At 40.9% G+C, this 26,943-nt stretch carries 29 protein-coding genes; 10 read left to right on the top strand and 19 right to left on the bottom strand.

What is annotated here, in order from left to right; all coding sequences use genetic code 11:
- Positions 1 to 103: 103 nt before the first annotated feature.
- Entirely contained in the window at positions 104 to 1,381 is a 1,278-nt protein-coding gene (kynU, locus tag ACW6QP_RS10970) for a kynureninase (protein WP_457910913.1), read from the top strand.
- A 9-nt stretch (positions 1,382 to 1,390) separates the two neighbouring features.
- Positions 1,391 to 2,317: a serine hydrolase gene (locus ACW6QP_RS10965; protein ID WP_457910912.1), complete on the top strand. Its 927-nt coding sequence runs from the start codon at positions 1,391 to 1,393 to the stop codon at positions 2,315 to 2,317.
- 1 nt (position 2,318) lies between these two features.
- Here ACW6QP_RS10965 and ACW6QP_RS10960 read toward each other — a convergent pair whose 3' ends face one another.
- The 7 genes from ACW6QP_RS10960 to ACW6QP_RS10930 all read right to left on the bottom strand — a co-directional run bounded on the left by ACW6QP_RS10960 (position 2,319) and on the right by ACW6QP_RS10930 (position 6,287).
- Complete coding sequence (locus ACW6QP_RS10960; protein WP_457910911.1) at positions 2,319 to 3,002, bottom strand: hypothetical protein; 684 nt, start codon at positions 3,000 to 3,002, stop codon at positions 2,319 to 2,321.
- Positions 3,003 to 3,113: 111 nt separating this feature from the next.
- On the bottom strand, positions 3,114 to 3,269 hold the full coding sequence (locus tag ACW6QP_RS10955; protein ID WP_457910910.1) for a lmo0937 family membrane protein: 156 nt from the start codon (positions 3,267 to 3,269) through the stop codon (positions 3,114 to 3,116).
- Positions 3,270 to 3,358: 89 nt separating this feature from the next.
- Positions 3,359 to 3,517 carry a lmo0937 family membrane protein gene (locus ACW6QP_RS10950; protein ID WP_110688256.1) on the bottom strand — a complete coding sequence of 53 codons (159 nt, stop codon included), beginning with the start codon at positions 3,515 to 3,517 and terminating at the stop codon, positions 3,359 to 3,361.
- Positions 3,518 to 3,600: 83 nt separating this feature from the next.
- Positions 3,601 to 5,148 carry a cryptochrome/photolyase family protein gene (locus ACW6QP_RS10945; RefSeq protein ID WP_457910909.1) on the bottom strand — a complete coding sequence of 516 codons (1,548 nt, stop codon included), beginning with the start codon at positions 5,146 to 5,148 and terminating at the stop codon, positions 3,601 to 3,603.
- A complete protein-coding gene (locus tag ACW6QP_RS10940) occupies positions 5,141 to 5,293 on the bottom strand; it encodes a DUF2256 domain-containing protein (RefSeq protein WP_457910908.1) in 153 nt (50 codons plus the stop codon). Before ACW6QP_RS10940 ends, ACW6QP_RS10945 begins: the two co-directional genes overlap by 8 nt.
- On the bottom strand, positions 5,280 to 5,936 hold the full coding sequence (locus ACW6QP_RS10935; RefSeq protein WP_457910907.1) for a flavin reductase family protein: 657 nt from the start codon (positions 5,934 to 5,936) through the stop codon (positions 5,280 to 5,282). The genes ACW6QP_RS10940 and ACW6QP_RS10935 overlap by 14 nt, the downstream gene beginning before the upstream one ends.
- 105 nt (positions 5,937 to 6,041) lie before the next feature.
- A complete protein-coding gene (locus ACW6QP_RS10930; protein ID WP_457910906.1) occupies positions 6,042 to 6,287 on the bottom strand; it encodes a hypothetical protein in 246 nt (81 codons plus the stop codon).
- 191 nt (positions 6,288 to 6,478) lie between these two features.
- On the opposite strand from ACW6QP_RS10930, the gene ACW6QP_RS10925 reads away from it, so the two are divergent.
- Complete coding sequence (locus ACW6QP_RS10925; protein WP_457910905.1) at positions 6,479 to 7,831, top strand: FAD-dependent oxidoreductase; 1,353 nt, start codon at positions 6,479 to 6,481, stop codon at positions 7,829 to 7,831.
- Here the strand turns inward: ACW6QP_RS10925 and ACW6QP_RS10920 are convergent.
- The 5 genes from ACW6QP_RS10920 to ACW6QP_RS10900 all read right to left on the bottom strand — a co-directional run bounded on the left by ACW6QP_RS10920 (position 7,828) and on the right by ACW6QP_RS10900 (position 12,701).
- Positions 7,828 to 9,321, bottom strand: coding sequence for a potassium/proton antiporter (locus ACW6QP_RS10920; RefSeq protein WP_457910904.1), 1,494 nt, complete (start codon positions 9,319 to 9,321; stop codon positions 7,828 to 7,830). The two genes, ACW6QP_RS10925 and ACW6QP_RS10920, sit on opposite strands and share 4 nt — an antisense overlap.
- 83 nt (positions 9,322 to 9,404) lie before the next feature.
- Complete coding sequence (msrA, locus tag ACW6QP_RS10915; RefSeq protein WP_457910938.1) at positions 9,405 to 10,061, bottom strand: peptide-methionine (S)-S-oxide reductase MsrA; 657 nt, start codon at positions 10,059 to 10,061, stop codon at positions 9,405 to 9,407.
- Position 10,062: 1 nt separating this feature from the next.
- Positions 10,063 to 10,674, bottom strand: coding sequence for a hypothetical protein (locus tag ACW6QP_RS10910; protein ID WP_457910903.1), 612 nt, complete (start codon positions 10,672 to 10,674; stop codon positions 10,063 to 10,065).
- Between the two features lie 147 nt (positions 10,675 to 10,821).
- Positions 10,822 to 11,604: a zinc ribbon domain-containing protein gene (locus ACW6QP_RS10905; RefSeq protein WP_457910902.1), complete on the bottom strand. Its 783-nt coding sequence runs from the start codon at positions 11,602 to 11,604 to the stop codon at positions 10,822 to 10,824.
- 2 nt (positions 11,605 to 11,606) lie between these two features.
- Positions 11,607 to 12,701, bottom strand: coding sequence for a Nif3-like dinuclear metal center hexameric protein (locus ACW6QP_RS10900; RefSeq protein WP_457910901.1), 1,095 nt, complete (start codon positions 12,699 to 12,701; stop codon positions 11,607 to 11,609).
- Between the two features lie 104 nt (positions 12,702 to 12,805).
- On the opposite strand from ACW6QP_RS10900, the gene lpxK reads away from it, so the two are divergent.
- The gene (gene lpxK, locus ACW6QP_RS10895) at positions 12,806 to 13,813 is read left to right on the top strand and encodes a tetraacyldisaccharide 4'-kinase (RefSeq protein ID WP_457910900.1); all 1,008 of its coding nucleotides are present in this window, start codon (positions 12,806 to 12,808) and stop codon (positions 13,811 to 13,813) included.
- A gap of 112 nt (positions 13,814 to 13,925) precedes the next feature.
- Here the strand turns inward: lpxK and ACW6QP_RS10890 are convergent, their stop codons facing one another.
- The 6 genes from ACW6QP_RS10890 to ACW6QP_RS10865 are packed head-to-tail and all read right to left on the bottom strand — an operon-like array spanning position 13,926 to position 20,023.
- Positions 13,926 to 16,151, bottom strand: a complete 2,226-nt coding sequence (locus ACW6QP_RS10890; RefSeq protein ID WP_457910899.1) for an ATP-binding protein — start codon at positions 16,149 to 16,151, stop codon at positions 13,926 to 13,928.
- 41 nt (positions 16,152 to 16,192) lie between these two features.
- The gene (gap, locus tag ACW6QP_RS10885) at positions 16,193 to 17,203 is read right to left on the bottom strand and encodes a type I glyceraldehyde-3-phosphate dehydrogenase (protein WP_457910898.1); all 1,011 of its coding nucleotides are present in this window, start codon (positions 17,201 to 17,203) and stop codon (positions 16,193 to 16,195) included.
- A gap of 5 nt (positions 17,204 to 17,208) precedes the next feature.
- On the bottom strand, positions 17,209 to 18,087 hold the full coding sequence (lipA, locus tag ACW6QP_RS10880) for a lipoyl synthase (protein ID WP_457910897.1): 879 nt from the start codon (positions 18,085 to 18,087) through the stop codon (positions 17,209 to 17,211).
- A gap of 51 nt (positions 18,088 to 18,138) precedes the next feature.
- Positions 18,139 to 18,717 carry an RNA polymerase sigma factor gene (locus ACW6QP_RS10875; protein ID WP_457910896.1) on the bottom strand — a complete coding sequence of 193 codons (579 nt, stop codon included), beginning with the start codon at positions 18,715 to 18,717 and terminating at the stop codon, positions 18,139 to 18,141.
- Positions 18,708 to 19,811 (bottom strand): glycosyltransferase, encoded by a 1,104-nt coding sequence (locus ACW6QP_RS10870; RefSeq protein ID WP_457910895.1) that lies wholly within the window; start codon positions 19,809 to 19,811, stop codon positions 18,708 to 18,710. Before ACW6QP_RS10870 ends, ACW6QP_RS10875 begins: the two co-directional genes overlap by 10 nt.
- Complete coding sequence (locus ACW6QP_RS10865) at positions 19,811 to 20,023, bottom strand: membrane or secreted protein (protein WP_457910894.1); 213 nt, start codon at positions 20,021 to 20,023, stop codon at positions 19,811 to 19,813. The genes ACW6QP_RS10870 and ACW6QP_RS10865 overlap by 1 nt, the downstream gene beginning before the upstream one ends.
- Positions 20,024 to 20,188: 165 nt before the next feature.
- On the opposite strand from ACW6QP_RS10865, the gene ACW6QP_RS10860 reads away from it, so the two are divergent.
- From ACW6QP_RS10860 to ACW6QP_RS10845, 4 genes are all read left to right on the top strand, one after another.
- On the top strand, positions 20,189 to 20,809 hold the full coding sequence (locus ACW6QP_RS10860; RefSeq protein ID WP_457910893.1) for a fasciclin domain-containing protein: 621 nt from the start codon (positions 20,189 to 20,191) through the stop codon (positions 20,807 to 20,809).
- Between the two features lie 96 nt (positions 20,810 to 20,905).
- Positions 20,906 to 21,679, top strand: a complete 774-nt coding sequence (locus tag ACW6QP_RS10855; RefSeq protein WP_457910892.1) for a creatininase family protein — start codon at positions 20,906 to 20,908, stop codon at positions 21,677 to 21,679.
- Positions 21,680 to 22,015 carry a CidA/LrgA family protein gene (locus tag ACW6QP_RS10850; RefSeq protein WP_457910891.1) on the top strand — a complete coding sequence of 112 codons (336 nt, stop codon included), beginning with the start codon at positions 21,680 to 21,682 and terminating at the stop codon, positions 22,013 to 22,015. It abuts the gene before it with no gap.
- The gene (locus tag ACW6QP_RS10845) at positions 22,012 to 22,704 is read left to right on the top strand and encodes an LrgB family protein (protein ID WP_457910890.1); all 693 of its coding nucleotides are present in this window, start codon (positions 22,012 to 22,014) and stop codon (positions 22,702 to 22,704) included. The genes ACW6QP_RS10850 and ACW6QP_RS10845 overlap by 4 nt, the downstream gene beginning before the upstream one ends.
- Here ACW6QP_RS10845 and ACW6QP_RS10840 read toward each other — a convergent pair.
- Positions 22,701 to 23,981 carry a cation:proton antiporter gene (locus ACW6QP_RS10840; RefSeq protein WP_457910889.1) on the bottom strand — a complete coding sequence of 427 codons (1,281 nt, stop codon included), beginning with the start codon at positions 23,979 to 23,981 and terminating at the stop codon, positions 22,701 to 22,703. The genes ACW6QP_RS10845 and ACW6QP_RS10840 overlap by 4 nt on opposite strands.
- Positions 23,982 to 24,165: 184 nt before the next feature.
- Here ACW6QP_RS10840 and ACW6QP_RS10835 point away from each other — a divergent pair, with 184 nt between their 5' ends.
- Together ACW6QP_RS10835 and ppsA are read left to right on the top strand one after the other, a co-directional pair.
- Complete coding sequence (locus ACW6QP_RS10835; protein ID WP_457910888.1) at positions 24,166 to 24,504, top strand: hypothetical protein; 339 nt, start codon at positions 24,166 to 24,168, stop codon at positions 24,502 to 24,504.
- A gap of 56 nt (positions 24,505 to 24,560) precedes the next feature.
- Positions 24,561 to 26,939: a phosphoenolpyruvate synthase gene (ppsA, locus tag ACW6QP_RS10830; protein WP_457910887.1), complete on the top strand. Its 2,379-nt coding sequence runs from the start codon at positions 24,561 to 24,563 to the stop codon at positions 26,937 to 26,939.
- Positions 26,940 to 26,943: the final 4 nt, after the last annotated feature.

The following is a 26,943-nucleotide window of genomic DNA, read 5'->3' as shown; positions in this document are numbered from 1 at the left end:
AGGCAAAAGCGCCTATAGTCAAAAGATGATTTTTCCATCTTTTAATTAGTTGTATTTTTACTCGATAGGATAGATTTCGAAATTCAGCATAAAAACACCACACATGCAATATCAGAATACCCGCCAATTTGCGCAGGAACTCGATGCACAGGATAAACTTTCAAAATACCGGGAGCAATTTATTTTTCCGCAGCATAAGGGAAAGAATGTAATTTATTTCACCGGAAACTCTTTGGGCCTTCAGCCTACAACCGCTGCCGGTTATGTAAATGAAATAATGAACGATTGGGCCGGGCTTGGGGTTGAGGGTCATTTTAAAGCCGAAAAACCCTGGTGGGATTATCACGAAAGATTTTCAGAAAAACTGGCAAAAATTGTAGGCGCCAACCCAAGTGAAGTAACTGTGATGAATACTCTCACGGTGAATTTGCATTTGCTTATGGTTTCTTTTTACAGGCCTACGCAAAAGCGATATAAAATTATATGTGAAGAAAAAGCCTTTCCCAGCGATCAATATATGCTTGCCAGCCAGGTGCGTTTTCATGGATTTAAGCCTGAAGAGGCTATAGTGGAAATAAAGCGCCGGCCGGGAGAACATAATTTCAGAACTGAAGATATACTGGCAAAAATCGATGAGGTGGGCGATGCGTGTGCCCTGGTGTTATTAGGCGGAGTGAATTATTATACCGGCCAGGTGCTGGATATGGAGAAAATCACCCGGGCAGGTCACAATGCAGGTGCCTTTGTTGGTTGGGATTTAGCCCACGCTGCCGGGAATGTAAACCTGAGCCTGAATAAATGGGGGGTAGATTTTGCGGCCTGGTGCAGTTATAAATATATGAATAGCGGGCCCGGAAATGCATCAGGATGTTATATCAACGAAAAATACCATAATCTAAAAGAAATTCCCCGCTTCGAGGGATGGTGGGGCCATAGTAAAGAAAGAAGATTTCTAATGGAACCCGAATTTCAACCCGAACCCGACGCCAGGGCCTGGCAAATTAGCAACGCCCCGGTTTTAGCCATGGCACCCTACCTGGCTTCTTTAGAAATGTTCGATGAGGTTGGGATGCCTGCCTTGATTGCGAAAAGAGATAAAATAGTGAGTTATTTGGAGTTTATTCTCAATGATATAGCCCAAAAAGTTGAGGCAGAATTTGAAATTATTACTCCTTCAAATCCTGAAGAACGCGGCACACAACTCTCGGTTTTTCTTCACGGGCAGGGAAAAGAGCTTTTTAATTATTTGATGGAAAATGGCGTAATTCCCGATTGGAGAGAACCCAACGTCATAAGACTGGCACCGGCGCCATTCTACTGCTCTTTTGAGGATATGTATGAATTTGGCCAAATTTTGATGAAGGGAATTCAACAGCAATAAAAATATATTATGAGGTCGATTTTAGCAGTTTTCGTTAGTCTTTTTTTCTTCATGGTAAATGCGCAGGAAAGGCAGGTTGATGAAGTCTTACAGGAAAAACTGGAGGCAGCCACCAGGAATTTTCAGGGGGATGTTGGAATTTATGTAAAACATCTTAAATCGGGTAGGGAAGTAGCTATTAATGCCGACACGGTTTTTCCTACTGCAAGCATTGTGAAAATTCCTATTCTGGTAAAGCTTTTCGATAAAATCGATAAAGGTGAACTGGGTTTGAACGATACTTTAATTTACACTGAAGACCGACACTATGGAGGCTCAGGGCTTATGCAGTTTTTTAAAGATTCAACCAAAACCGATATCAGAATTCTTGCTTCGTTAATGATTACTCAAAGCGACAATGTGACTTCGCTATGGAGTCAGGAACTTGCCGGGGGTGGGAAAGAGATCAATGCCCTTATGCACGAATTGGGGCTTGAACACACTCGCGTAAATTCCAGAACCAAGGGCAGGGAAAAAATCTGGGAGAAATATGGTTGGGGCCAAACCACCCCCCGCGAAATGTCCCAGCTTGTTATTATGATGAGAAACCGGGAGCTTATAAGTGCTGCGGCCAGTGATGAAATGTACAGGTTATTGAGCAATAGCTTTTATACCGATTATGTGCTTTCACAAATTCCGCCTTTTGTGCAGACAGCAGCCAAACAGGGAATGGTAAACCGCTCCCGATCTGAGGTGGTGCTGGTAAATGCCCCTTCAGGCGATTATGTGCTTTATATAGCTACTAAAAATAATAAAGATGAGTCCTGGGATTATAAGAACGAAGCCTGGAAACTGCAGCGCGAAATCTCTAAAATCACCTGGCAGCATTTTGAACCTCAAAGCGATTGGAAGCCCGCAAAAAATTCAGAAGAATTGGTGAGAGGCTTGAGGTATTAATTTATTTCACTTCAATATTGCTGAAGAAAAGCTCAAAACTCCCGTCGGGAGATTTATGGGAACGGGCAATTTTTAGACCTTTGTAATCCTTAAAATCTTCCCAGGTGGTGGGCATTTCTCTATTCCCATCGGCCGATTTGTAAATCCATTCCTTCAGCAGTAAATCTTTTTCAAAGTAAATTACATAGGTGTCTCCAGGGGTGTAGCCTCCTTCATTTTTATAGGAAACTTCTACATAATTCATTTCGGTTTGGCTTATTGGCGCCTTAGCTTTTTTTACTTCTGAAATCTCGGCATCACTCCAAACCAATTGAAAGGGGAATAACAACCAGTAACTATCATTGATAAACTTTTGATCCACCTCTTTTTCTTCTTCAGAAATATCTCCGTCTTTTTTATAGGTGCGGCTTATATCTGCCTCGGTGAGGCGAATCTCATCGGTTTTGGTATTCCAGTTCCAGGCACGGCTTGTTCTAAGTGAATCTCCAACTTTTACATTAAAAGTAAAATTTATCTCCTCAACATTTTCGAAATTATTGAACCCATGAGCCTCTGCGATTTGACGGCCAATAGAGTTTTCTTCCTGCACTTCAAATTCGGTTTCTGAAACCACAGGGCTTTCTTTTTTTGTTTCCTTACAGGAGATGATACTGAGGGCCAGGAGAAAGAAAATTATTTTTTTCATGCTAGATTGGATTGGTTATGCATTAAAGTTACTAAAATTTACAGGCATTTCAGAAAACAAAAAACTCCCCGAAAGTTCGGAGAGTTTTTGATAGATTCGATTAGTAAACTATTACAGTCTACGCCCTGTAAGTAATTTATACAGTATTAAAATCACAGCCAGTACAATTAGAATGTGGATAATGCTTCCCAAATCTGGAAAAGCAAAAAATCCTACTAGCCATCCGATTACTAGCAAAACTACGATTAGCCAAATTAAATCTCTCATAATAGTGGTTTTTAGGCAACAATGTTGCGTTGGTTAATTGATTGTATTAAAGATAGGTATTATTTTGATTGTTTTTGAGGCTCAGCTATTTATGGTCTTCTTCCTGTAGCCAAACGGTACAAAATCCCAATAATGGCAAGTACCAGTAAAATGTGAATCAGGTTACCTACAGCTTCTCCAAAGCCTATATAACCAATAAGCCAGGCGATGATTAAAATGACGACAATGAGCCAAATAAGATCTCTCATAATAGATAGTTTGATTAGGTAGAACTAAATTAGAGAAGAAAAATGTGCAGTAAAGAGCATTTAACGCCTGTTTAACTAGACTGTTAAAATTTATCGGGATTTTTAATAATTTCGGCTGCGCGGCTGTTAATTGCTTCCATTTCTTCAGGAGACTTTTTATCCAGTAAGCTCAGCATCATTTTCATTCGCCGGTTGTCTTTAAAATACTCCCGCTTTTCATGTAGAAAATTCCAGTAGAGACTATTGAAGGGGCAGGAGTGTTCTCCGGTCTTTTTACTCACTTTATAGGCACAATCCTGGCAGTAATTGCTCATTTTATTGATATAAGAACCGCTGGAAATATAGGGTTTGGTTGCTACGATCCCTCCATCGGCATATTGGCTCATTCCCCGGGTATTGGTGATTTCTACCCATTCGATGGCATCTATATAAATTCCCAGATACCAGGCGTCTACTTCGTTTGGATGAGTTTGAGTAAGCAGAGCGTAATTACCCGTAATCATTAAGCGCTGAATATGATGCGCATAGGCATTGTCTAAACTTTGTTGAATGCTGGTTTTTAGACAATTCATTTTGGTATTCGCTGTCCAGTAAAAGTCGGGAAGTTTATTTTGATTGTCCAGCTTATTGCTTTGGCGGTAGCCCGGCATTTCCTTCCAGTAAATTCCTCTCATATACTCCCTCCATCCTAAAATTTGCCTTACAAAACCTTCAACCTGAGAGATGTCAATTTCTGTTTTATGCGATCGCCAATGGTTAATTACAGCTTCCAAAACTTCTTTTGGTTGAAGCATTTTGGTGTTGAGAGCAAAAGATAAACGGGAATGATATAAATAGGCTTCATCTGTATGCATGGCGTCCTGAAAATCTCCAAAATGAACCAATAGATTTTTGCAGAAATAATTTAATACCGATAAAGAATCTTCCCGGTTGGTGGGCCAATTGAATTTTTCAGCATCTATATTTCCGAAGCTTTTAATGCCGGCTTCAGAAATTTCCTTTAAGAGTGCACTTATATCTTTTCTGAAACCTCTTTCATGCGGGATTTCAGGTTTTCCTTTCCACTTTTTCCTGTTCGACTTATCATAATTCCATTTTCCGCCTTCGGGATCATTCTCATTAACCATGAGAATGTTGTATTTCTTACGCATATAGCGATAGAAATACTCCATGGTTAATTGTTTTTTGTCTTTATAAAATTCGCTCAATTCTGTACGGGAGCTTAGAAAATGTTCGCTGTTTACTGCTTCAGATTTGATATTGAGCTTTTTGCAAAAATCTTTGAGCTGTTCATCCAGCCGGTATTCGTCGGGTAATTGGTATTCAAATTTTTCAATTTTATATTCTGAAATGATTTGTTTCAGGTTTTCGTCCAGGCTTTGCAGGTTTTTCCTGTCATCGATTTTGTAATAAATTAAATCGTGATTGCGTTCTTTTTGATATTCAGCAAAATTGCGCATAGCGGTAAAAAAACCAAGCAGCTTCTGAATGTGATGAACCACATAATCGGTCTCCTGCCGCATTTCCATCATTACATACACCACTTCCTGCCGGGTTTCCGCAAACCAGCTATGCTTATAATTTAACTGATCGCCTAAAATTAAACGCAGAATCTTTTTGTCTTTACTCATTGTTTCGGGAACTATTTCTGCGGCACTTTTCACTGCAGTATTTGACCTCTTCCCAGCTGTTTCTCCATTTTTTGCGCCAGCTAAATCGTCTTTGGCAGATAGGGCAAAGCTTGGTTGGTAAATCGGCTTTCTTAAGATGTTTCATTTGATGTAAAGAATGAGCGTATCTCCTGTTCTGGCCGGGCATAGTGAAACCTGTCCAATAATTGGGGTAGGGCATAGCCATCCAACCCGTTTATCGCAACGGTTTCTGCATCATCCAGGCGCAACCAGCCATCGGGGGCCTGTATGCCTTCTTCAAAATAGATGTGTTCAATGGCGCCAATCACCATCACGGTATTGTTCTCTTTGATGAGATACTCATTCACATAACGACATCCAATTTTTATGGCCGATTGTTTTACATAGGGTGCGTAAAAATTATCCAGGTATTCCTCCTTTAGCCCCGTTTTTTGAAATTCTGAAATTTCTTCATCATATTTCGCTGCGGTTTGATGAGCGCTTTCAATCATATTCTTCTGAATATGATTTACGGTGAAAAAGTTATTTTCCCTGATGTTTTTATAGGTATTGCGCGGTACCTCCTTTATAGGCCTGGTGATAAATCCCAGCAGGGCGGGATCGCTTCCCAGGTGAGTAACCGAGCTAAAAATGGCCAGATTGGGGCCGTGTTCCCTGGATTTAGTAGCGATAAGATTGGCCGATTTATATCCGGTTATGCTATTTACAAGATTAAGCCTCGGAATCTTCTCCATGGCTTTAATTTCTTCAGCAGTAATATGTTTCATAGGTTTAAAAATTAAGGTGATATCAACTAATTTTTCAGAAGCTATATATTTCCTGAAATAGATTAATCGATATCACCTTATTTTGTATTTGATTTCAAACTTTAATCAGGATTCATTTTCAATTTTATTGATTCTAATCTCATAGTCATCCATCGCTTCCCGAATCGCATCAACGTTATCTGAAGCTTTTTGATGGGCTGCTTCCATAACCTTTTCGAGGTCTTTGTCGGGATGCTCAAAGAGGTCGGTAATAATATGGTTAATCTTGTCTATAATGCTTTCCTGGGTGTTTTTCACATCTTCCAAACGATTTAATACAGAGCGCATATGCTCCAGTTTTTGCTCATCCATAATTTTAGTTTTTAGGCTTATGCTTAAATTTAGCCATTCTCCCGGCCGAAAAACTTAAAATTAACCCCGAATTATAATTTTTTATAGATTCTTTGACAGCCTTTTAGGTATTTCTGGAGGCAAGCTTTCAATAGCTTTATAGAATTAAGTATTTTCGTAGGCAAACAGGTCTTTGGCCGGGTTATATTATCATGCAAACTCCAAAAAATATTGCCGTAGTCGGCTCTGGGCTGGTAGGTTCTTTACTGGCGCTTTATCTCAAACAAGCCGGGCATCAGGTTCAGGTTTTTGATCGTCGCCCCGATATTCGAAAAGTAGAATTCTCTGGCCGCTCCATTAATTTGGCGATGTCTAATCGCGGGTGGCGTGCCCTGCGCGAGGCTGGAATCGAAGATGAAGTGAGAAAATTAGCGATCCCCTTAGATAAAAGAGCTTTACACGTTAACGAAAAACCGGTTTATTTTCAGCCCTACGGAAAAAAAGGGGAGGCAATCTACTCCATATCCCGGGGTGTTCTAAATCGAAAAATGATAGACCTGGCTGAAGAAGCAGGAGTAAAGTTTAGTTTCGAAGAAAAGGTTTGGGATATAGATATGCCCGAAGCCAAATTATATACCGGAGAGTCTGAAAAGGGCGAATGGCAGGAATATCAATTCGACCTTATTTTTGGTGCCGATGGTGCGTTTTCCAGGGTGCGCCATAAAATGCAACGACAAAGCCGGTTTGATTATTCCCAGGCTTTTATCGATGTAGGCTATAAAGAACTAACCATTCTGCCCAACGAAGACGGCAGCCACAAACTCGATAAAAATTCCTTTCATATCTGGCCGCGCGGAGAATTTATGCTCATTGCGATGCCAAATCTTAACGGTAGTTTTACCTGCACGCTTTTTCTTCCGTTTGAAGGAAAATATAGTTTTGAAAGTCTGCAGAGCGAGGAGCAGGCCGATGTTTTTTTTGAAACTCATTTTCCCGATATCAAAAATGAAATTGATAACCTGAAGCGGGATTTTTTTAAAAATCCTACCAGCTCTATGGTAACTATAAAATGCTACCCCTGGTCATACTGGGAAAAGGTAGTCCTGGTTGGCGATTCGGCGCACGCCATAGTCCCGTTTTATGGACAGGGGATGAATGCGGGCTTTGAAGATATTAGTGTTTTGTTTCAAAAAATGCAGGCCCATGGAGATGATTGGGAACGAATTTTCAACGAATACCAGGCCGAGCGAAAACCCAATACTGATGCCATCGCCGAGTTAAGCTATCGCAATTTTATGGAAATGAGCAGCAAAACGGCCGATAAAAACTTCCTGCTTCAGAAGAAAATAGAAAAGCAATTTGCGGCGAAGTATCCCGACAAATGGATTCCGTTGTATTCCAGGGTGACTTTTTCAGATAAACCCTATACCGATGCGCTCGAAATTGGCGATAAACAAAGGGCTCTTATGGAAGAAGTGATGCAAATGCCAGAAATTGAACAAAAATGGGATAGTCTCGAGGTAGAAAGAAAAATTCTTGATTTAATTGAAGAAAAAGGGCTTTAAGGTAACACCTCTTCCTCATCTTCTAACATCTCGAGTTGCAAACTGTCATAGACATTCACCAGGCTCTGCCGGTCTTCGGTAAGAACGATAAGCAGGTCGTTAGGTTCTATCACCGTATTTCCGTTAGGTGTTAAGAATTTGTCATCTCTGGAAATCATGGCAATAATAGCCTTCCGCGGAATTTTTAAATCGACTATTCTTTTTCCTACAGAATGATTATTCTCCGGAATAATAATCTCTTTGATAAAGGATTTTTCACCATCTGAAAGGAAAACATCTACCGGCGATTTAGGTTTTGCCTTCATAGGCAAGGCTACGTGCAGCCATTTGGCCACCAGGGAGAGCGTGGTTCCCTGAAGCAATACCGAACTAAGGGAAACGAAAAATACAATATTGAAGATCATATTCGCTTTTTCAATTCCTGCAATTAAAGGATAAGTCGCAAATACGATGGGCACCGCACCCCGAAGTCCCACCCAGGAGATATACCAGCGCCGCCTCATTTTCATTTTAAAAAAGGAAAGACTTAGAAAAACGCCCAAAGGCCGGGCTATAAAAATTAAAAATGCTGAGATTAAAAATCCAATGCCCGCGATAGAAATAACCTGAGAAGGAAATACCAGTAATCCCAGGGTGAGGAACAAAACGATTTGCATAAGCCAGGCGAGCCCGTCAAACATTCGCATTATCGTTTTTTTGTGAATAATGTTGTGGTTGCCCAGGTAAACTCCGGCAAGGTAAACCGCTAAAAACCCATTTCCGCCTATAAAATCGGTTAGGGAAAACACGATGAACATTAAGGCAATGGCTAATACGGGGTATAAACCATCGAAATCCAAACGAATTCGGTTGATGATTAATTTGCTCAATTTTCCTAAGAGGAAACCCATCGCGGCGCCAATTAAAATTTGCTGTAGGAAAAATGGGATGATGCTAAGTATGCTTTTATCGGGGCTTACCACGAGGCTTAGAAAAGCAATGGTAAGGAAATAGGCCATTGGGTCGTTACTACCACTTTCAAGCTCAAGGGTGGGGCGCAACCGTGATTTCAAAGCCAGATTTTTAGATCTCAAAATTGAAAAAACCGCTGCGGCATCGGTAGAGGAAACAATGGCTCCCAGCAGTAAGGCTTCGAATATCCCGAAATCGGTAATATAGTATACAAAAGTCCCTAATCCCAGGGCGGTAAAGAGAACTCCCAGGGTTGAAAGGGAAATTCCCTGCCACACCACGGGCTTAATACTTCTCCAGTTGGTGTCAAGCCCCCCGGAAAATAAGATGAAATTCAGAGAAACTATCCCGATAAATTGAGCCAGGGAGGGATCGTTAAATTCTATACGACCCAGGCCTTCACTTCCTGCCAACATTCCCACCAAGAGAAACAGCACCAGGGTGGGTACTCCAAACCTGTAGGAAGTTTTTCCTGCCAGGATACTAATAAAAAGAAGGAGCGAACCTATTAGCAGGACGTTTTCTATGGTGATGTTCATTTTCTAATTTTGGCTAAAAATACATGAACTAAACCCAATTTCTGAATTTCCCGGCTTTGAAATAATGGCAAATTCAGAAATTTCTAATCCTTTAATAAATGAGGAAATTTTCTTTTAAATCGCTCGAATCTTGGGTTGGAAACCTTTTGAATGTAGGGGTTGTTTGGATTGTATTTTTTGTAATCCTGGTGGTAGTCCTCGGCAACCCAGAATTTTAAAAATGGTAATACCTCGGCGGCTATGGGTTTGTCGTAATCTTCAGCAATTCGATTTTTTACTTTTTCTATAATTCTTTTTTGTTCCTCATTTTGATAAAAGATGATAGAACGGTATTGTGAACCTATATCGGGACCCTGCCCGTTAACCTGCGTCGGATTTTGGGAGCCAAAATATACTTCTACGAGGGTTTCAAAGCTAACCACATCGGGATCGTATATAATTTCTACGGCTTCAGCGTGGCCGGTTTTGCCGGTATTGCTTTCTTCATAAGTGGGATTCCTGGTATGTCCCCCTGCGTAACCCGAGATAGATTCTTCTACTCCTCTTACGCTTTCATAAATAGCCTCCACGCACCAAAAGCAGCCTGATGCGAAATAGGCTCTTTCCAGTCCATTTTCGGCAGGAACTTCAACAGGATCGGCATTGGCGATTTCGGGTCTGGTTACACTTTTTTCCTGTGCCGTGTTTCCGCAGGAAATGAATAAAAATGCTATGCTAAAAATCAGGCTAAGGGACTTCATATTATTGTCTTTTATAATTGCCTTCAAGGGTTTTCTTGCCATAAATTGCGTAATCGGTGGCCAGTTGGCCGTCTATATGAAAACCTTTCCAGTCCAGGTCCATTTGACCATTTTCACCGGGCAGCATTATCGCAATAGGCTGGTTTTTATCGAAATCTTCCCAGGGCAGTTCGGTGTTGGTATTTCGCGATGATGGCTGTGTATAATAGAAATGAATCTCGCTCCCCGGGCCTTTTTCTACGCGGGCTGTGATGTAAATTTCATCTGGTCTCAAACACATCTCGGTGGTGCCGCCTTCAACTACATCTAAGCAATAGCAATTACAGGTGGCATCACTTTCATCTACCTTTGTATATTTTCCTGAAGTTGATCCGCTCCTTGTAGAGTTATTGGCACGATCGGGTTGAGAGCTGTCTATATCCCTGCGACCCTGGTTATTTTGAGAAGGCGGGTTGCCAGTAGAGTTTCTGTTTTGATCATTGCCTTCCTGATTCTCAATATTGAAATCATCGGTTTGTTCTATATCGTCTACCTGGGTCACGTTTTGATCTGTTTCATTTTTACAGGACACAAGGGCCAGCATAAGTACCGGAATTATAAAAAATCTTTTCATAATAGTTGGGTTTATAATTTAAAGGTAAAGCTTTTCATAAGCCTATACTGTGAAATACTTGTTAAGCTACCAAAAAACAACAACCCCGAAGCGAGTTGCTTCAGGGTTGTTTTGTATTTAGAACCTCCCGGAATCGGGCTGTTAGTTTTATGAAACTTTGGTGAAAAGATTTTCCATTTTTTCTCTTTCCTCTTTAGCAAGATCCTCATCTACCAATATTCTTCCGCTGTGCTCATCGGTGATGATTTTTTTCCTTCCGGCGATTTCCATAATCACCTGTGGAGGAATGGTGAAATAAGATCCACCTGAAGCACCTCTTTCTACAGGAACTACCGCCAATCCGTTCTTTACATTTTCACGAATACGCTTATAAGCTCTCACTAAACGCTCCTCGATGTTCTTTTCAAACTCGGCCGATTTGGCGATAAGCGCCTGCTCTTCCTTTTCGGTTTCAGCTAAAATCGCGTCTAACTCACCTTTTTTGTGCTCAAGGTGTTTTTTTCTTTCCTCAACACGCTCTTTAGTTTGAGCGATTACTTCCTTCTTTTGCTCAATTTGAGCCTTGTACTCGCGAATGTGCTTTTCTGCCAATTCGATTTCTAATTCCTGAAATTCAACTTCTTTAGATAAAGCATTGAATTCACGGTTATTGCGAACATTTTTTTGCTGCTCGCTGTATTTTTTGATAGTGGCCTTAGATTCATCTATAAGATTTTTCTTGGCCTTAATATCATTTTCAATAACCTCAATATCGGCATCTAATTTTTCCAAACGAGTGTTTAATCCTGCTACTTCATCTTCCAGGTCTTCAACTTCCAAGGGAAGTTCGCCGCGTACGTTTCTAATCTCATCGATTCTGGAGTCTACCAGCTGAAGATCGTACAACGCTCTTAACTTCTCTTCTACAGTTACTTCGTTTTTTTTTGCCATAGTTAAATATACTTGATAGGATTGGTATTTGTCTCTGCTAAAATAAGTGCAAAATTACTAATTTTTTTTGTCAAATAAGAATGAAGTAAATTTTTTGTGAACTGCTCGCTTTCATAGTGACCAATATCGGCTAACAGCAGGTTTTTTCCGGCTTTATAGAAATCGTGGTATTTTAAATCGGCAGTGAGAAACACATCGGCCCCGGCAGCTTTGGCTTTATTGATCGCAAAACTGCCGCTACCGCCCAAAACCGCGACCTTTTTTATTTCTTTTCCGCGAAATTCTGAATGCCTTATGCAACCGCATTCGAAGGTAGATTTTACCTGCTGAAGAAAATCCTTTTCATTCGCCGGGCTCGCTAATTCCCCGATCATTCCCATCCCAATTTGCTGGTGCGCATTTTCAAGCCGTGTGATTTCATAGGCCACTTCCTCATACGGATGAGCGGCAAATAATTGCTGAAGTATTTTTGATTCCAAATGCACAGGAAAGGTCACGCCAATCTGGGTTTCTTCCTCAAAATGCACCTGCCCACGCTCTCCTATAGTTGGATTGGCTTCATCATTAGGCCTAAAACTTCCTTCGCCTTTTAAATTGTAACTGCAGTGATCGTAATTGCCAATGCTGCCTGCTCCAGCTTCAAATAAGGCAGCACGAACTTTTTGGGCATCTGAGGTGGGCACAAAGGTGGTAAGTTTGCGAATTACATCTTTTCTTGGAATTAGAATCTTTCGGTTTTCCAGCCCAAGTTTTTCGCAAATCATATCATTCACGCCCTTATAATGATTATCAAGGGCGGTATGAATCGCAAAAATAGCGATGTCGTTTTTGATGGCTTTTATGATGGTTCGCTCTACATAATCTCTTCCGGTAAGTTTTTTTAAGCCCGAAAAAATTATAGGATGAAAACAAATGATGAGATTACAGTTTTTACCGATGGCTTCTTCAACAACAGCCTCCAAACAGTCCAGGCTAATAAGCGCATTGCTTACCTGGGTCTCGGGATCTCCCGTTAGGAGACCAACATTGTCGAAATCTTCGGCATAGGCAGTAGGGGCGAAGTCTTCAAGAATTTTTATTACTTCCTTTATTTTCATTTTTCTCTGGATTTTATAAAAAGCCCTTGCTTTTTACTTATTTTCGATGCTGAAACAGCTCTGAATTCAGGTTTTTTCAAATTTAAAGATTATTCTCTGCCTTTATGAAGCTTTTTAGAAAATTGCTGTTGCCTTTTTCAATCCTGTACGGACTCATAACCTGGGTGCGCAATATGCTTTACGATAGTGGCTGGAAAAAATCTACTGAATTCAACCTACCCATAATTTGTGTGGGTAATCTCAACACAGGCGGCACGGGAAAAAGTCCTATGATCGAGTATTTGTTGGATTTCTTCGGAAAGGAACATCGGGTGGCCAGCTTAAGCCGCGGCTACAAACGTAAGACCAAAGGTTATTGCCTGTTGAAGGGAAACGAAAGGGCTGAAGCCGTTGGTGACGAACCGCTTCAGTTTAAGCGAAAATTTCCGGAGGCTTTGGTTGCCGTTGATGCCAATAGAATACGGGGTGTGGAAAAATTACTCTCCATAAAACCTGAGTTGATTTTGCTCGATGATGCTTTTCAGCATAGAAAAATTAAACCTGGCTTTTCGATTTTGCTCACGGCCTACGGAGATTTGTATTCCGACGATTTTATGCTGCCTACCGGCAATTTAAGGGAGTTCAGCAACGGGGCTTCCCGGGCGCAAATCATTGTGGTTACAAAATGCCCAAAAAATTTAACTACACCTGAAAAGGACCGAATTAGAAGCCGACTGGAACTCAGAAATTATCAAAAACTGTTTTTTAGTTATATCGACTATAATTCGCGGCTGGTTTCCAAAGAAGGTTCCCTGGACTTGAATGCCTTAAAAAATAAAGAATTTTGCCTGGTTACCGGAATCGCTAAGCCTGAGCCTTTGCTGCAATTTCTTCAGAAACAACAATTGGATTTCAAACATCTCAATTTTGGAGATCATCATAATTTCAATAAAGAGGAAATCAAAAAATTAAATAAAGAAAACTTTATTCTCACCACCGAAAAGGATTATGTAAGGCTTCAGGATAAAATTAGTGACAATAAGCTTTACTATCTATCTATTAGATCGGCATTTCTGGGCAAGGAAGAGGAATTTCAGCAGGAATTGCTGAAGTTTGTAAATTCTTATAAATAAAAAAGAGGCGCACATTGCACCTCTTTTTGTTTTGGCTAATTCAAACTATATATTCGAAATCTGATCTATATAATTCTACTGGCCAGTTTTATTCAAAGAGCTTGCCAAAAGCTTAAACCGTATGTTTAGTTAGGCTTAAGTGTTTGTTAATTTTATTGAAGAACTCTTCGGTTTTATAGGGTTTCGGAATGATGTCATTAAAGCCGTTTTTGTAGAAATCTTCCAGGCTTTCTTCCAGGGTTACCGCAGTAAGCGCGATAATTGGAATATCCTCATTAAATTTTCTAATTTGAACGGTGGCTTCAATCCCGCTAATTCCGGGCATATGAATATCCATTAAAATAAGATCAAAATCTCCATTTTTCACCTTATCTATGGCCAGATCTCCCGTATCTGAAACTTCACAAATCACCCCGTTCTTTTCGAGAATCTTTCGGGTGATCATCTGGTTGATCTTGTTGTCTTCTACGATAAGGATCTTTTTGCCTTTCATAATATTGGCATCCTCAAGGGCGATGCTTTCTTTTGAAGCCTCTTTTGGGATTTCAAGAGCTTCAAATTTTAGTTGAAAGCTAAACCTTGAACCTTTGCCAAGCTCACTCTCCAGCGTTACCTCGCTACCCATTAAGTTGAGCAGATTCTTTACGATTGAAAGACCCAGGCCTGTACCACCGAATTTTCGGTTAATTTGGGTTGAACCCTGGGTGAAATTCTCAAAAATCGCCTTTTGTTTCTCTTTTGAAATCCCTTCCCCATTATCTTTAATCTCAAAATCCAGCCATACAAAAGCACTTTCCTGCCTGGCCTTTTTTACTGAGATCCAAATATCCCCATCTTCGGTGAACTTGATGGAGTTTCCAATCAGGTTGATAAGCACCTGGGAAATTTTTAAAGGGTCTCCCTTTAATTTCTTCGGAATAGCCTGGTCGAAATCGAAATGAATTTTGGTGTTTTTCTCATCGGCCGAATTTTTAAGCGCCACCAGCACATCTGAGATCCTCTTTTCCAAATCGAAATTGGTCTCAATAATTTCAACCTTGTTGGCTTCCAGTTTATTTAGATCGAGAATGTTATTAATAAGAGAAAGCAAATATTCCCCTGAAAATTTCAAAGAATTAAGATGTTCTTTTTGATTTTCAGTAGGGCTTTCCTCGAGCAAAAGATGAGTTAGCCCAGTAACAGCATATAAAGGTGTACGAAGTTCGTGGGTGATAGTAGATAAAAACTGTGCCTTTGCCAGGGAAGCTTTCTCGGCATTTTCTTTAGCCCTGGTAAGCTCGTTGTTTTTCTTTTGAAGCAATTCGTTGGCTCTGGCCCTTAGATTGTTGTTTTTATATAAAGATAAGGTGAGCAGCGATAAAATCGTGATAAGGGCAACACTTAAAATGGTGGTGAGTTTGTTTACCTTGAGCGAGCGTTGCTGCTCTGCATTTCGCCGGGTAAGCTCATTCATACTGCTTCGTAAAGCATCAACTCCATAGCGGGTATTGGCATCTACTGCAAGGGCTTCCTTGTTTAAATTAAAAATCGATTCTCTTATCTCGTCGCTTATCCGCGCATAGGCCAGGGCTTTGGCAAAATCTCCCTTAGCCTCGTAAATATCGCTTAACAGGCGATTATTGCTCATCTCCATCCCCGAAAAGGCCTTTTTACGGCTTAGTTCAAGACCCGCCATAGCATCTTCTTCGGCGAGATTAATGTTTTCGAGTTTTAAATGAGTGCGACCGCGAAAATAATTTAGCCTTGCTTTCTCGTAGTAATTTTCTGAATTTTCCAGCAAAGTCTCGGCTTTATTGAATTCGGCCAGGGCTTTTTCGTGATCACCAATTAGGTTTAGGTATACTGATCCCCGGTTTAGACTAATAATTCCCAGGTGCTCTTCGTCTCCTCTTTCCTTATAAATACGCTCGGCCTGATTAAAATAAGAAAGTGCCCGTTGCGCATCTTTTTTAGCCAGAAAGGTTTTTCCGAAATTTACATAACTATAGGCCAGGCCAACTTCATCTTCAATTTCTCTTTGAATAGAAATCGCCCGCTGCAATTCGGTAATGGCTCTTTCGTAATCGTGTTTGATATAGTAGAGCTTGGCGATGATGCTGCTGGTTAGCGCGATATAGCGCTTATGACCAATAGATTTCGATAATTCCAGGCTATGGTTTAACTGCTCCATCGCCGAATCAAAATCCAACTGGTCTATAGAAATTTCGGCCTCGGCAAGCAAAACCTGAATTTCATCATTGGTCTTAGCCACCTCATTGAGGCCTGGTTGCTTCTGGCAAAGGGCAGCAAAGCTCAATAAGAAGAACACCATTAGCAGGTTTAGCTTAAAGTATTTCATGGGCGGTTGATCAGTAAGCTTCTAATAAGTGTTAAATATAGTTAATAATTGTTAACTCTTGAAATTATATCGATAAGCCTTGAGGAATAGCCATATTCATTGTCATACCAACCTATAATCTTCAGTAATTTTCCTCCAATCACCGAGGTCATTTCTGCATCAAATACGCAGGAGTGAGTGTTGTTTATAATATCTATAGAAACGATGGGGTCTTCGGTATAACTGAGTATACCTTTAAATTTTTCTTCTGAAGCTGCTGTTTTAAAGATTTGATTTACCTCCTCGATGCTGGTTTCCTTTTTTAAATTCAGGGTTAAATCGCTTAGCGACCCATTTGGGACAGGTACCCGAATGCCGCAACCTCCAATAACATCACTTAATTCAGGGAAAATTCTGGTGAGGGCTTTCGCTGCTCCTGTGGTTGTTGGAATAATAGATTGGGCAGCAGCTCTGCTTCGTCTAAGGTCACGGTGTGGTTGGTCGTGCAAACTTTGATCGGTGGTGTAGGAATGCACGGTGGTGATGTAAGCCTGGGCGATGCCAAAATTTTCCTGCATCAACTTTAGCATAGGAGCTACATTATTGGTGGTACAGGAGGCGTTGGAGATGATGGTTTCAGAACCATCTAAAATATGGTCGTTTACGCCTAAAACTACCATTTTGATGCTATTATCTAAAGGTGGGACACTTAAAATCACCTTCTTTACTCCGGGTTTCAGGTGAGCTTCAAGTTCTGTTTTGTGTTTAAATTTCCCGGTAGCCTCTACTACATAATCGACCTCGAGTTCATCCCAGGGGATATCTTCGGGTTTCGAAAATTGAAAAAATCGTGTGGAATTTTCATTAACTACAATAGTATCGGCTTTAACCTCCAGATTTCGGTTGAGAGGGCCGTGAATACTATCGTATTTTAGCAGATGAGCCAGGCTTTTAATATCGGCCAGATCGTTTATGGCCACTACCTGGAAATGAGGATGATCAAGCAAAAGCCTGAACAAACTTCGGCCAATACGGCCAAAACCGTTAATGGCAATTTTAGTTTTTGAAACCATCTAACTTAGTTGATGTGTTTCTGAGCTTTATAACTGGAGCGAACAAGCGCGCTGCTTTCCACGTGTCTAAATCCAAGGTCAAGACCTATTTCTTCGTATTTTTTAAACTGCTCGGGGGTTATAAATTCTTTGACTGGGAGGTGTTTTTTACTGGGTTGCAGGTATTGTCCAATAGTTACCACATCTACTCCTGCATTTCTTAGATCGTGCAGGGTTTCAATAACTTCATCTTCCTGCTCTCCAAGCCCAAGCATAATTCCCGATTTGGTTCTTCTAACACCCTGGTCTTTTAGATATTTTAAAACTCCTAAACTACGGTCGTATTTCGCCTGAATGCGCACCTCGCGGGTGAGTCTTTTAACCGTTTCCATATTATGGGAAACCACTTCGGGCATCACTTCAACTATTCGATCTATATTTCTCTCGTTCCCCTGAAAATCTGGGATAAGGGTTTCAAGAGTGGTTTCGGGATTCATTCGCCTAATGGCTTTCACCGTTTCAGCCCACATAATCGAACCCATATCCTTAATATCATCACGGTCTACGCTGGTGATTACGGCGTGCTTGATTTTCATAAGTTTAATTGAGCGAGCTACTTTCTCTGGCTCATCCCAGTCTAAACTTTCAGGTCTTCCGGTTTTAACGCCGCAAAATCCGCAGGAGCGGGTGCAAATATTTCCGAGAATCATAAAAGTAGCCGTGCCTTCTCCCCAGCATTCGCCCATATTCGGGCAGCTTCCCGAAGTACAAATCGTATGTAAATCGTATTTGGCTACCAGGTTGCGAAGTTCAGTATATTTCTTGCCTGTAGGGAGCTTAACTTTTAGCCATTTTGGTTTGGCTTTTGGCTTCTCTTTTATCGGGGTAAGGGTTTCTGTACTCATAGCAAAAATCTTGGGCCCAAAGATACAATTTTAAGTTGAACTGAATAATTTTCAGCCCTGTCGTGAATTGCGGATTTCTATAATTTCGGCCAACAGCTTTTTTGCTCTTAAAAGTTTTACTTTCACGTTGTTAAGAGGTTCGTCTAAGGCTTCTGCAATTTCCTTGTATGATTTCTCCTGAAAGTACCTCAAATTGATTACCTGTTGATAGTGAGGTTTTAATTGCTTGATGTCCTGAAGCAGCTGAGCCAAATGTTGTTCGTTGATGAGTTTATCTTCAATCCCGGGAGTTTCATCTGCTATATCGTGGATTTCTTCCTGGGCCTTATAACTCGTTCTCAGGTTGATGGAAGATTTTTTCTTCCGAAGCATATCTACGTGCAGGTTTCGGGAAATGGCGATAAGCCAGGTGCTGAAAGAGTAATTCTCATCGAAAGTGTCTATCTTTTTAAAAGCCCGGGAAAAAGTTTGAATGGTAATATCTTCGGCCTCGTATTCATTTTGAGTTTTCTTAAGCTGAAAACCATACACTTCATTCCAATAGGCGTCCAGCAAAAAATTAAAGGCAGATTGGCTTCCATCTTTAGCGGCTGCAATCTTCCGCATCAATTCTTCAGGGTTTATTTCCAATGCCTGGGTTTTGAAAAAAGGTTAGCTATAAAAATCGCAAATTGCGAAGACAATAAAAATACTTCCAATACCGGAAATAACCAAACCACATCGCTTTCTTTAAGTTTACGACTCCAGGAATAGTAAACCAGTCCCTGTACTAACAATAAAGCTCCCAAACCGATGTAGGCGATGAATAAATATTTCTGAAGTATTAGCAATATGAGTAATAACGACCAAAAGGCAACCCGGCTTATATAAAAAATTCCCAGCAGCATTTGGTCGCTTAATTTATAATGTTTGGCTACAGAGACGTGCCGGCGTTTTTGCTCGAACCAATCCCGGTATGATCTTTTTGGAATAGACCGCGTAATTGCTTTCTCATTAATTATACCCGAAGTATTTTCTGCGTTTCCGGCTTCGTTCACGAACAGGTCGTCATCTCCCGAGCGAAGGTGCAGGTGGTTGGCGAAGCCTTTTTGTTCGTAGAAAAGATCTGAGGTATAAGCCAGATTTCTGCCCACTCCCATATAAGGTTTGCCGGCCCCGGCATAAGAAAAATACTGAATGGCGGTAAGCAGGGTTTCGTAACGAATTAATTTATTGAGGAGAGATTTTTTGTTTTTGAAATAGCCTCCATAGCCCAATACCAATCGTTTTTCCGGGGCGAAGCCGGCCACCATATGTTCAATCCAGAATTCAGATTGCGGCACGCAGTCGGCATCGGTAAAAAGCAGGTGTTTATACCGGGCTTTTTTTATGCCCAGGGTAAGAGCATATTTTTTATTGGCCCAAAATGCTTCGTTGTTTTGAACATTTACCAGTTTAATGCGGGAGTCTCTGGCCTGGAACTCTTCAATAACCTCGAGAGTATCATCTACCGAAGCATCGTTGATTAAAATAAGTTCAAATTCAGGATAATTTTGCTCCAGGAATGCCGGGAGGAAATTTCGAAGATTTTCGGCTTCGTTTTTGGCACAGATGATAACTGAAACCGGAGGCTGCCCAGAAGAAGGTGCCGCCCAATTCTTAAAACCATATCTTAAGAATACCAGATAATATACCAGGCAAATTAATGTAAAGAGAATAAATAAACCCGGTAGTAGTGTTGCCATTAAGCCTGCTTCGACTTGTTTACATCAGAACAATCACCGGCTTCTTCAGGAAGTTTTCCGCAAAAACTGCAAGGTTCACCTTCCTTATTTAGAAACGGACTTTGACTCGCACAGGTGCCGGCGAATTTCCCATCCTTTTTTCCCCAGATTTTTATGGCGATTCCGGCAAAGGCCAGTGCTAATAATACTATAGATATAAGTAGAATTTTCATGACTTCGATTTGTGATGCAAAAATACTAAGAAAAAGCCTTAAACTAAAATTATACCGGCCGTTAGCATAAGCTTTACACTATTTAACTAAAATTTAATGGCAAAGCACTGTATATGTCGGGTTTACGCAATAAATTGCATCTCCAATCAAATAAAAATTAAGAATATGAGAACCAAAGTTTTTATGATAATGCTAATCCTTTCAGGAGTTGTATTTACAGGATGTAAGGATAACAAAGCAGAACAGGAAGAAAAAGAAAGAATGGAACGTATGGAAGCCGAACGTGAGGCTGAATTGCGTGCCGAAGAAGAAAGAATGGAATGGGAATCTAACAGCATTGCTGCCCGTGCCAGAGAAAATCAAAATTTGAGCACTCTTTCTTCCGCCCTTCAAAGCGCTGAGTTAGATCAAACTTTAAACGAAGAGGAAGGACCTTATACCGTTTTTGCTCCCAGCAATGAAGCTTTCTCTAAAATTGAAAAAGCCAAACTGGACACTTTAATGTCTGAAAATCGTAGAGATGATCTTGCCAAGGTATTGAAATATCACGTGGTAGAAGATGAAATCACTTCAGATGAATTGATCAAAATGATCGAAGACAACAACGGGGAGTACAAATTCCAAACTATGGAAGGTACCGAGTTAACTGCAATGCTAAGCGGTGAAAACGTAGTAATTAAAGACGAGAACGGAAATACTGCAACCGTAATCCAGGCCGATGTAGAAGCCTCTAACGGGGTAGTACACGTGATCGATGCCGTGGTAATGAAAAAAGCGAAGTCGTAACCAATTATAATTTTTCAATTAAAAAGGCTGCCTTAGGGTGGCCTTTTTTTATGCGAGTTCATTAGATTTTTTACTTTTGAAGAAAGCTTTCCGCAAATGAAAAACTCCATTCGACCTTACGTACTTGCCGATACCAACTGGAAATATGTTAAAGATGCCAACTATAGCGTAGCGGTATTGCCCTGGGGTGCTACCGAAGCCCACAATTATCACCTGCCTTACGCGACCGATAATATTCTGGGCGAGGCCAATGCCATAGAATCGGCTCGAAAGGCCTGGGAGAAAAATTCACGTCCTGTAGTTTTGCCTACTATTCCTTTTGGAGTAAATACCGGGCAAATGGATGTGAAACTTTGCCTGAATATGAATCCATCGACTCAATATGCGGTTTTAAAAGATATTGTGCAGGTGCTTACGGCACATAAAATTGAGAAACTGGTGATTTTAAATGCCCACGGCGGAAATAATTTTAAACAGATGATCAGGGAACTCAGCCTTGAGTTTCCTCAAGTTTTTGTGTGTAGTATAAACTGGTGGCAGGTGGGAGAGCCCGCTAAATATTTTGATGAGCCGGGCGATCACGCAGGGGAATTAGAAACTGCCGCAGTTATGCACCTTAGACCAGAATTGGTATTACCGCTGGAGGAGGCGGGAGATGGCTCGGCAAAATCTTTTAAGATCAAAGGCCTTAAAGAGGGCTGGGTGAGTGCTCAAAGAAATTGGACCAGCGTTACAGCCGATACCGGAGTGGGAGATCCCAAAAAAGCCACTAAAGAAAAAGGAGCCAGATTTTTTGAAAAGACTACCGATATGATTTCTGAGTTTTTGGTAGAGTTGCATCAAACCCCGCTTGACAAAATGTATGAATAGATGCTAAAAGGTCTTGTTTATATTTTTGGTTTCCTGCTTTTAGGAGAGGGAATCACCCGATTTTTTGAAATTCCGGTAGCCGGGAATATCCTGGGAATGTTCCTGATTTTTTTTGCGCTGCGATTTAAACTCGTAAAACTTGAACAGGTTAAACCGGCTTCAGATAAACTTATTCAATACCTGGTTCTATTTTTTATTCCGTATGGCGTTGGCCTTATGGAATACTTCAATATTCTCACCGGCTATTGGCCCCACATTATTCTAACAGTAATTTTTAGCAGTCTGCTTAGTATGTACCTTACCGCCTTAATCCTTGAAAAACTGGGGAAAGAATGATTGCGTTTTTCGATCTACCAATTTTTGGGGTTTTTCTCACCCTGGCTATTTATTCTCTGGCTTTAGGAATAAGAAAACTTAGAAAGCACGTACTGCTTAATCCCGTGCTTCTTTCAATTGTAGGTATCATTCTTTTTCTTCAATTGTTTCAAATCGATTTTGAATCCTATAATCGCGGCGGAAGCTATATCAGTTTTTTCCTGGGCCCTTCGGTGGTGGCTTTGGGAGTTTTCTTTTATGAGAAATATGAAGAGCTGAAGAAGAATTTGAAAATATTCGTTTTATCGGTTTTTGCAGGGGGAGTGGCAGGAGTAATCTCAGTCGTGCTATTTTTACAGCTGTTGCAGGTGCCTGAAATTCTGGTTCGCTCGCTGGCGTCAAAATCGGTGACCACGCCTATTGCGATAGAGATCACAAAAATCACTTCCGGATTGCCAGAGGTAACGGCAGGGATTGTAATTGCCGTTGGAATCTTTGGAAACGCTTTTGGTCCCTGGTTTTTAAGGAAAACCCGAATTAGAAGTGCCATAGCCCTGGGTACTGCCCTAGGCACCGCAGCCCACGGAATCGGTACTGCCAGGGCCTTCGAAGAAAGCGAACTTGCCGGGGTTTACAGCGGCCTGGCAATGTGCCTAAACGGAATAATTACTGCACTAATCACCCCGTATTTTTTAGAGTGGATGCTTTAAACCTCCTTTTCGTCGAAGCCTTCATCTTCAGGGTTAGATTCTTCCAAATCTTTCTTTTTGAAATAATTTATAATTGAAGGTGCTGTTAGACCGTGTAAGACGATCGAGAATAAAATGATATATGCAGTGATTGAATATAATTCATTCTTATTTTCAAATCCGTTAAATTGAACCAAAGCCCAGGAGAGATAAAAAACTGAACCAATTCCACGAATTCCCAGAAAGCTTATTGCGAGCTTATTTCTAAAATCGTCTTTGATCCCTGCAAGGCCTATTAATCCTGTCAGCGGTCTGATTATGACAATAAAAACAAGTGCAAATAAGATACCTTTCCAATCGGTTAAATTTAACATGCCATTCATTATAGAGCCTCCAAAAAGTATAATCCACACCACCAACATCAATCGTTCAATTTCGTGTACAAAATCGTGCATTTTCTTTTTATAATCTCCGCTTATCTTCTCGTAATATCTAAGGCTTAAACCGGCGAAAAATACCGCAAGAAAGCCATAGCCGTGAAGAAGTTCTGTGATGCCATAGGCGAAAACGGTAAGGGAAAGAGCAAGAAATCCGTCGAAAGTTTTAATACCGGTGACCACATTTAACCTATCTAAAACAAAGCCAATAAGTCGGCCAATTATAATTCCCAACAAACTTCCGATGAAAATTTTCAGCAATAATTTGTCCCAAAACCAATCACTAAAGTCAAACAGGGCCCAACTACCTGCCTGTGCAACCAGTAAAGCCAAGTAGGTAAACGGGAAAGCCATACCATCGTTTAAGCCGGCCTCGGCAGTTAAGGAAAAACGAATTTTTCCTTTAAACCTTTTTTCTCTTTTAGGATCATCCAATTGGGTTTCGGCTGCCAGTACAGGGTCGGTGGGAGCCAGTATAGCGGCTAGCAAGAGAGAAGAGGGTATGCTTAAAAATAAAAAATAATGGCCTATTAAATAAGCCGAAAGCATACACAGGGGCATCGTGATGAACACCAATAATAGAGGTCTCTTCCAGGTTTTTAAACTATAACGGGTTCCTATTTTTAAGCCCGCACCCATTAAAGAAATGATCACAATCATTTCAGAAAAATACATAAGATACCTGTCGTTCCATAATGGGTCTGGCCAGGAGAGAGGAACATCAAGACCAAACAATACAAATCCGATTAATAAAAGTAGTATAGGCGAACTTACCTTGATTTTTTTCGAAATTGATGGCAACCAGGCCATAATGAGAGTGGCAAAGCCAATAGCGGCCAAAATGTAGTAGTGATCTTTCATAGAAGATTAAAATTACTAAAATTTCAACAGCTCTATTTTTCTTTAACCGGCTTTTGGCATAACTATTTCCAAAGGTGATCATTAAAAGACCGTCTCGGCATTAAGCTAACTACTTATGACTTTTATCATATTAAAAGCAGCAGGTACCTCCTAAATTTATAATGGAATTCAAATTAGAATCAGGATGGATATTTCCATATTTCTTGCAAAATTCTGGGGTTGGTATCTGTTGATTTTCTTTTTTATCCTCAGTTTCAATCCCAAAAGAATCAGGCAAATCTTTGAAGATTTAAGAGATCAGAAATTTTTGATTTTAGTCGCTTTTATGGCCATAATCCTGGGCTTGTTGAATGTGCTTTTCCATAATGTTTGGGAACTTAACTGGCGATTGCTCATTACCGGTTTAGGATGGCTTGCCCTGTTAATGGGGATTGGTCTCTTCGTTTTTCCCGACTCGGTGACCAGCCGCCTGGAAATTATAGAGATAAAACTGGTGCAAACCATCTACGTATTCCTGATCTAACCGGGTTGTTTCTTCTCAATATAGGCTATGAGCTAATTTACTATTAAATAAAAATTATGAGCCGGTATATCAAATTCTTCAGTGAACTTTCAATGGCCGATCTTCCAGAAGTTGGCGGTAAAAATGCCTCATTGGGTGAAATGTTTAATGAATTGAGTTCTGAAGGTGTGCTGGTCCCCAATGGGTTCGCAACCACTGCAGAAGCTTTCAGAGAATTTATTTCAGAAAATAAACTGCAACCGAAACTTCAGGAATTACTCGATGCATTGGATAGAAATAATTTTTCAAATTTATCTGAAATTGGTTCAAAGGCCAGGAATCTCATCCTGAATGCCAACTTCAACGAAAGTTTTAAAGCTGAAATAATTGAGGCCTATCAAAAACTTGGTGGTGAGGCTGAAGCCCGCGTGGCAGTGCGTAGCAGTGCAACTGCCGAAGATCTTCCCGAAGCAAGTTTTGCGGGACAGCACGATACATTTTTAAATATTCACGGAAATGATAATTTATTACAAGCGGTAAAAAATTGCTTTTCCAGCCTGTTTACCGACAGGGCGATCAAATACCGGGAAGATAAAGACTTCAAACATTTGGAGATAGCGCTTTCTGTCGGGGTTCAAATTATGGTGAGAGCCGATAAAGGTTGCTCGGGAATCATCTTTACCCTTGATCCGGAATCGGGTTTTTCAGAAATCATACATATATCCGGAGTTTGGGGCCTGGGAGAAAATATAGTTCAGGGCCTGGTGAATCCCGATGAATTTGATGTTTTTAAACCCAGTCTCAGGAAGAAAAAAAATGCGATCATCCAAAAAAGCCTGGGAAGAAAGGAAATGACCCTGGTTTATGCGGGTTCCAACGGGCATTCTTCCACTGTAAATATCGAAACCTCACCTGAACTTCAGGATCAATTTATTCTTTCAGAAGAAGAAATTTTGCAGCTCGCGAATTGGGCACTGGCCGTAGAAGAGCATTACGATAAACCTATGGATCTCGAATGGGCCAAAGACGGGATTTCAAATAAAATTTACATCACCCAGGCCCGGCCTGAAACCGTTCACCGGAAGGAGAAACGGGTTCACCTCGAATTCAAATTAAAAGAAAAAGCTGAACCTCTTTTAACCGGCAATGCCATTGGCTCCCGAATTGCCACAGGAAAAGCCCGGGTGCTCAAGTCTCCCACCGAAAGTCTAAAACTCCTTCCGGGGGAAATTTTGGTGGCCGATACTACCAGTCCCGACTGGGATCCACTATTAAAGCGTGCGGCTGCAGTAGTAACCAACCGTGGAGGGCGTACCAGTCACGCGGCTATTGTAGCCCGGGAATTGGGCGTGCCCGCGGTAGTGGGTACCGGTAATGCCACTGAAATTCTTAAAAATGGAGATGAGATCACCATTTCCTGCGAAGGTAAAACCGGCGTGGTTTACAGAGGGATCCTGAAATTTGAAAAAAAAGAAATCGATTTCAGGAAGATAAAACTGCCTAAAACCGAAGTGAAATTTATACTGTCAGATCCCGACAAAGCCTTTCATCTTGCTGCCTATCCCAATAATGGGGTAGGGTTGCTGCGAATGGAATTTATCATCACCCACCTCATAAAAATTCACCCCATGGCCCTGGTGAAATTTGATGAAATTAAAGATGCTCCAACCAAAGATTTGATCGGGGAACTAACCTGGCAATATCCCGAAAAAGCCGATTATTTCGTTGAAAAACTTGCCCGCGGTCTCGGGATGATGGCTGCCGCTTTTTATCCGCGGGAAGTGATCGTAAGAATGAGCGATTTTAAGACCAATGAATACGCCAATTTATTGGGAGGGGCTCAGTTTGAACCCAAAGAAGAAAACCCAATGCTTGGTTTTCGTGGAGCTGCGCGTTATGATCATGACCTCTATAGGGAAGGCTTCAAACTGGAATGCCTGGCCATTAAAAAAGTGAGAGAAGAAATGGGACTTGAAAATGTAAAAGTGATGATTCCGTTTTGCCGAACTCTTGATGAAGCCAAGAGAGTTGTCGCGTTGATGAAAAAATTTGGACTGGAGCAAAAGCAGGGTGGCCTCGAAATTTATATGATGGTAGAAATTCCTTCCAATGTTCTTCTGGCTGAAGAATTTGCTGAAATTTTCGACGGATTTTCAATAGGCTCCAACGACCTTACTCAACTTACTCTTGGAGTTGATCGCGATTCAGAATTGATGGCGCAAAGTTTTGATGAGAATGACTCTGCGGCAAAGCTTATGATTCGAACAGCTATTGAGAAGGCCAATAAAGCCGGAATTAAAATAGGCCTGTGCGGGCAGGCCCCCAGCGATTTCCCTGAATATGCAGAGTTTTTGGTGAATTGCGGTATCGATAGTATTTCATTTAATCCCGATGCCCTGCTTAAGGGCATAGAAAATATTAATAAAGCCGAAGCTAATAGCTCAAAATCCTCTTAATTAG

The sequence above is a fragment of the Salegentibacter haimaensis genome (assembly GCF_054121495.1).
This window is presented reverse-complemented; position numbering and strand designations above follow the sequence as displayed.

Coding starts and splice junctions, on each gene's coding strand:
- kynU (WP_457910913.1), top strand. CDS start 104: ATGCAATATCAGAATACCCGCCAATTTGCGCAGGAACTCGATGCACAG.
- ACW6QP_RS10965 (WP_457910912.1), top strand. CDS start 1,391: ATGAGGTCGATTTTAGCAGTTTTCGTTAGTCTTTTTTTCTTCATGGTA.
- ACW6QP_RS10960 (WP_457910911.1), bottom strand. CDS start 3,002: ATGAAAAAAATAATTTTCTTTCTCCTGGCCCTCAGTATCATCTCCTGT.
- ACW6QP_RS10955 (WP_457910910.1), bottom strand. CDS start 3,269: ATGAGAGATTTAATTTGGCTAATCGTAGTTTTGCTAGTAATCGGATGG.
- ACW6QP_RS10950 (WP_110688256.1), bottom strand. CDS start 3,517: ATGAGAGATCTTATTTGGCTCATTGTCGTCATTTTAATCATCGCCTGG.
- ACW6QP_RS10945 (WP_457910909.1), bottom strand. CDS start 5,148: ATGAGTAAAGACAAAAAGATTCTGCGTTTAATTTTAGGCGATCAGTTA.
- ACW6QP_RS10940 (WP_457910908.1), bottom strand. CDS start 5,293: ATGAAACATCTTAAGAAAGCCGATTTACCAACCAAGCTTTGCCCTATC.
- ACW6QP_RS10935 (WP_457910907.1), bottom strand. CDS start 5,936: ATGAAACATATTACTGCTGAAGAAATTAAAGCCATGGAGAAGATTCCG.
- ACW6QP_RS10930 (WP_457910906.1), bottom strand. CDS start 6,287: ATGGATGAGCAAAAACTGGAGCATATGCGCTCTGTATTAAATCGTTTG.
- ACW6QP_RS10925 (WP_457910905.1), top strand. CDS start 6,479: ATGCAAACTCCAAAAAATATTGCCGTAGTCGGCTCTGGGCTGGTAGGT.
- ACW6QP_RS10920 (WP_457910904.1), bottom strand. CDS start 9,321: ATGAACATCACCATAGAAAACGTCCTGCTAATAGGTTCGCTCCTTCTT.
- msrA (WP_457910938.1), bottom strand. CDS start 10,061: ATGAAGTCCCTTAGCCTGATTTTTAGCATAGCATTTTTATTCATTTCC.
- ACW6QP_RS10910 (WP_457910903.1), bottom strand. CDS start 10,674: ATGAAAAGATTTTTTATAATTCCGGTACTTATGCTGGCCCTTGTGTCC.
- ACW6QP_RS10905 (WP_457910902.1), bottom strand. CDS start 11,604: ATGGCAAAAAAAAACGAAGTAACTGTAGAAGAGAAGTTAAGAGCGTTG.
- ACW6QP_RS10900 (WP_457910901.1), bottom strand. CDS start 12,701: ATGAAAATAAAGGAAGTAATAAAAATTCTTGAAGACTTCGCCCCTACT.
- lpxK (WP_457910900.1), top strand. CDS start 12,806: ATGAAGCTTTTTAGAAAATTGCTGTTGCCTTTTTCAATCCTGTACGGA.
- ACW6QP_RS10890 (WP_457910899.1), bottom strand. CDS start 16,151: ATGAAATACTTTAAGCTAAACCTGCTAATGGTGTTCTTCTTATTGAGC.
- gap (WP_457910898.1), bottom strand. CDS start 17,203: ATGGTTTCAAAAACTAAAATTGCCATTAACGGTTTTGGCCGTATTGGC.
- lipA (WP_457910897.1), bottom strand. CDS start 18,087: ATGAGTACAGAAACCCTTACCCCGATAAAAGAGAAGCCAAAAGCCAAA.
- ACW6QP_RS10870 (WP_457910895.1), bottom strand. CDS start 19,811: ATGGCAACACTACTACCGGGTTTATTTATTCTCTTTACATTAATTTGC.
- ACW6QP_RS10865 (WP_457910894.1), bottom strand. CDS start 20,023: ATGAAAATTCTACTTATATCTATAGTATTATTAGCACTGGCCTTTGCC.
- ACW6QP_RS10860 (WP_457910893.1), top strand. CDS start 20,189: ATGAGAACCAAAGTTTTTATGATAATGCTAATCCTTTCAGGAGTTGTA.
- ACW6QP_RS10855 (WP_457910892.1), top strand. CDS start 20,906: ATGAAAAACTCCATTCGACCTTACGTACTTGCCGATACCAACTGGAAA.
- ACW6QP_RS10850 (WP_457910891.1), top strand. CDS start 21,680: ATGCTAAAAGGTCTTGTTTATATTTTTGGTTTCCTGCTTTTAGGAGAG.
- ACW6QP_RS10845 (WP_457910890.1), top strand. CDS start 22,012: ATGATTGCGTTTTTCGATCTACCAATTTTTGGGGTTTTTCTCACCCTG.
- ACW6QP_RS10840 (WP_457910889.1), bottom strand. CDS start 23,981: ATGAAAGATCACTACTACATTTTGGCCGCTATTGGCTTTGCCACTCTC.
- ACW6QP_RS10835 (WP_457910888.1), top strand. CDS start 24,166: ATGGATATTTCCATATTTCTTGCAAAATTCTGGGGTTGGTATCTGTTG.
- ppsA (WP_457910887.1), top strand. CDS start 24,561: ATGAGCCGGTATATCAAATTCTTCAGTGAACTTTCAATGGCCGATCTT.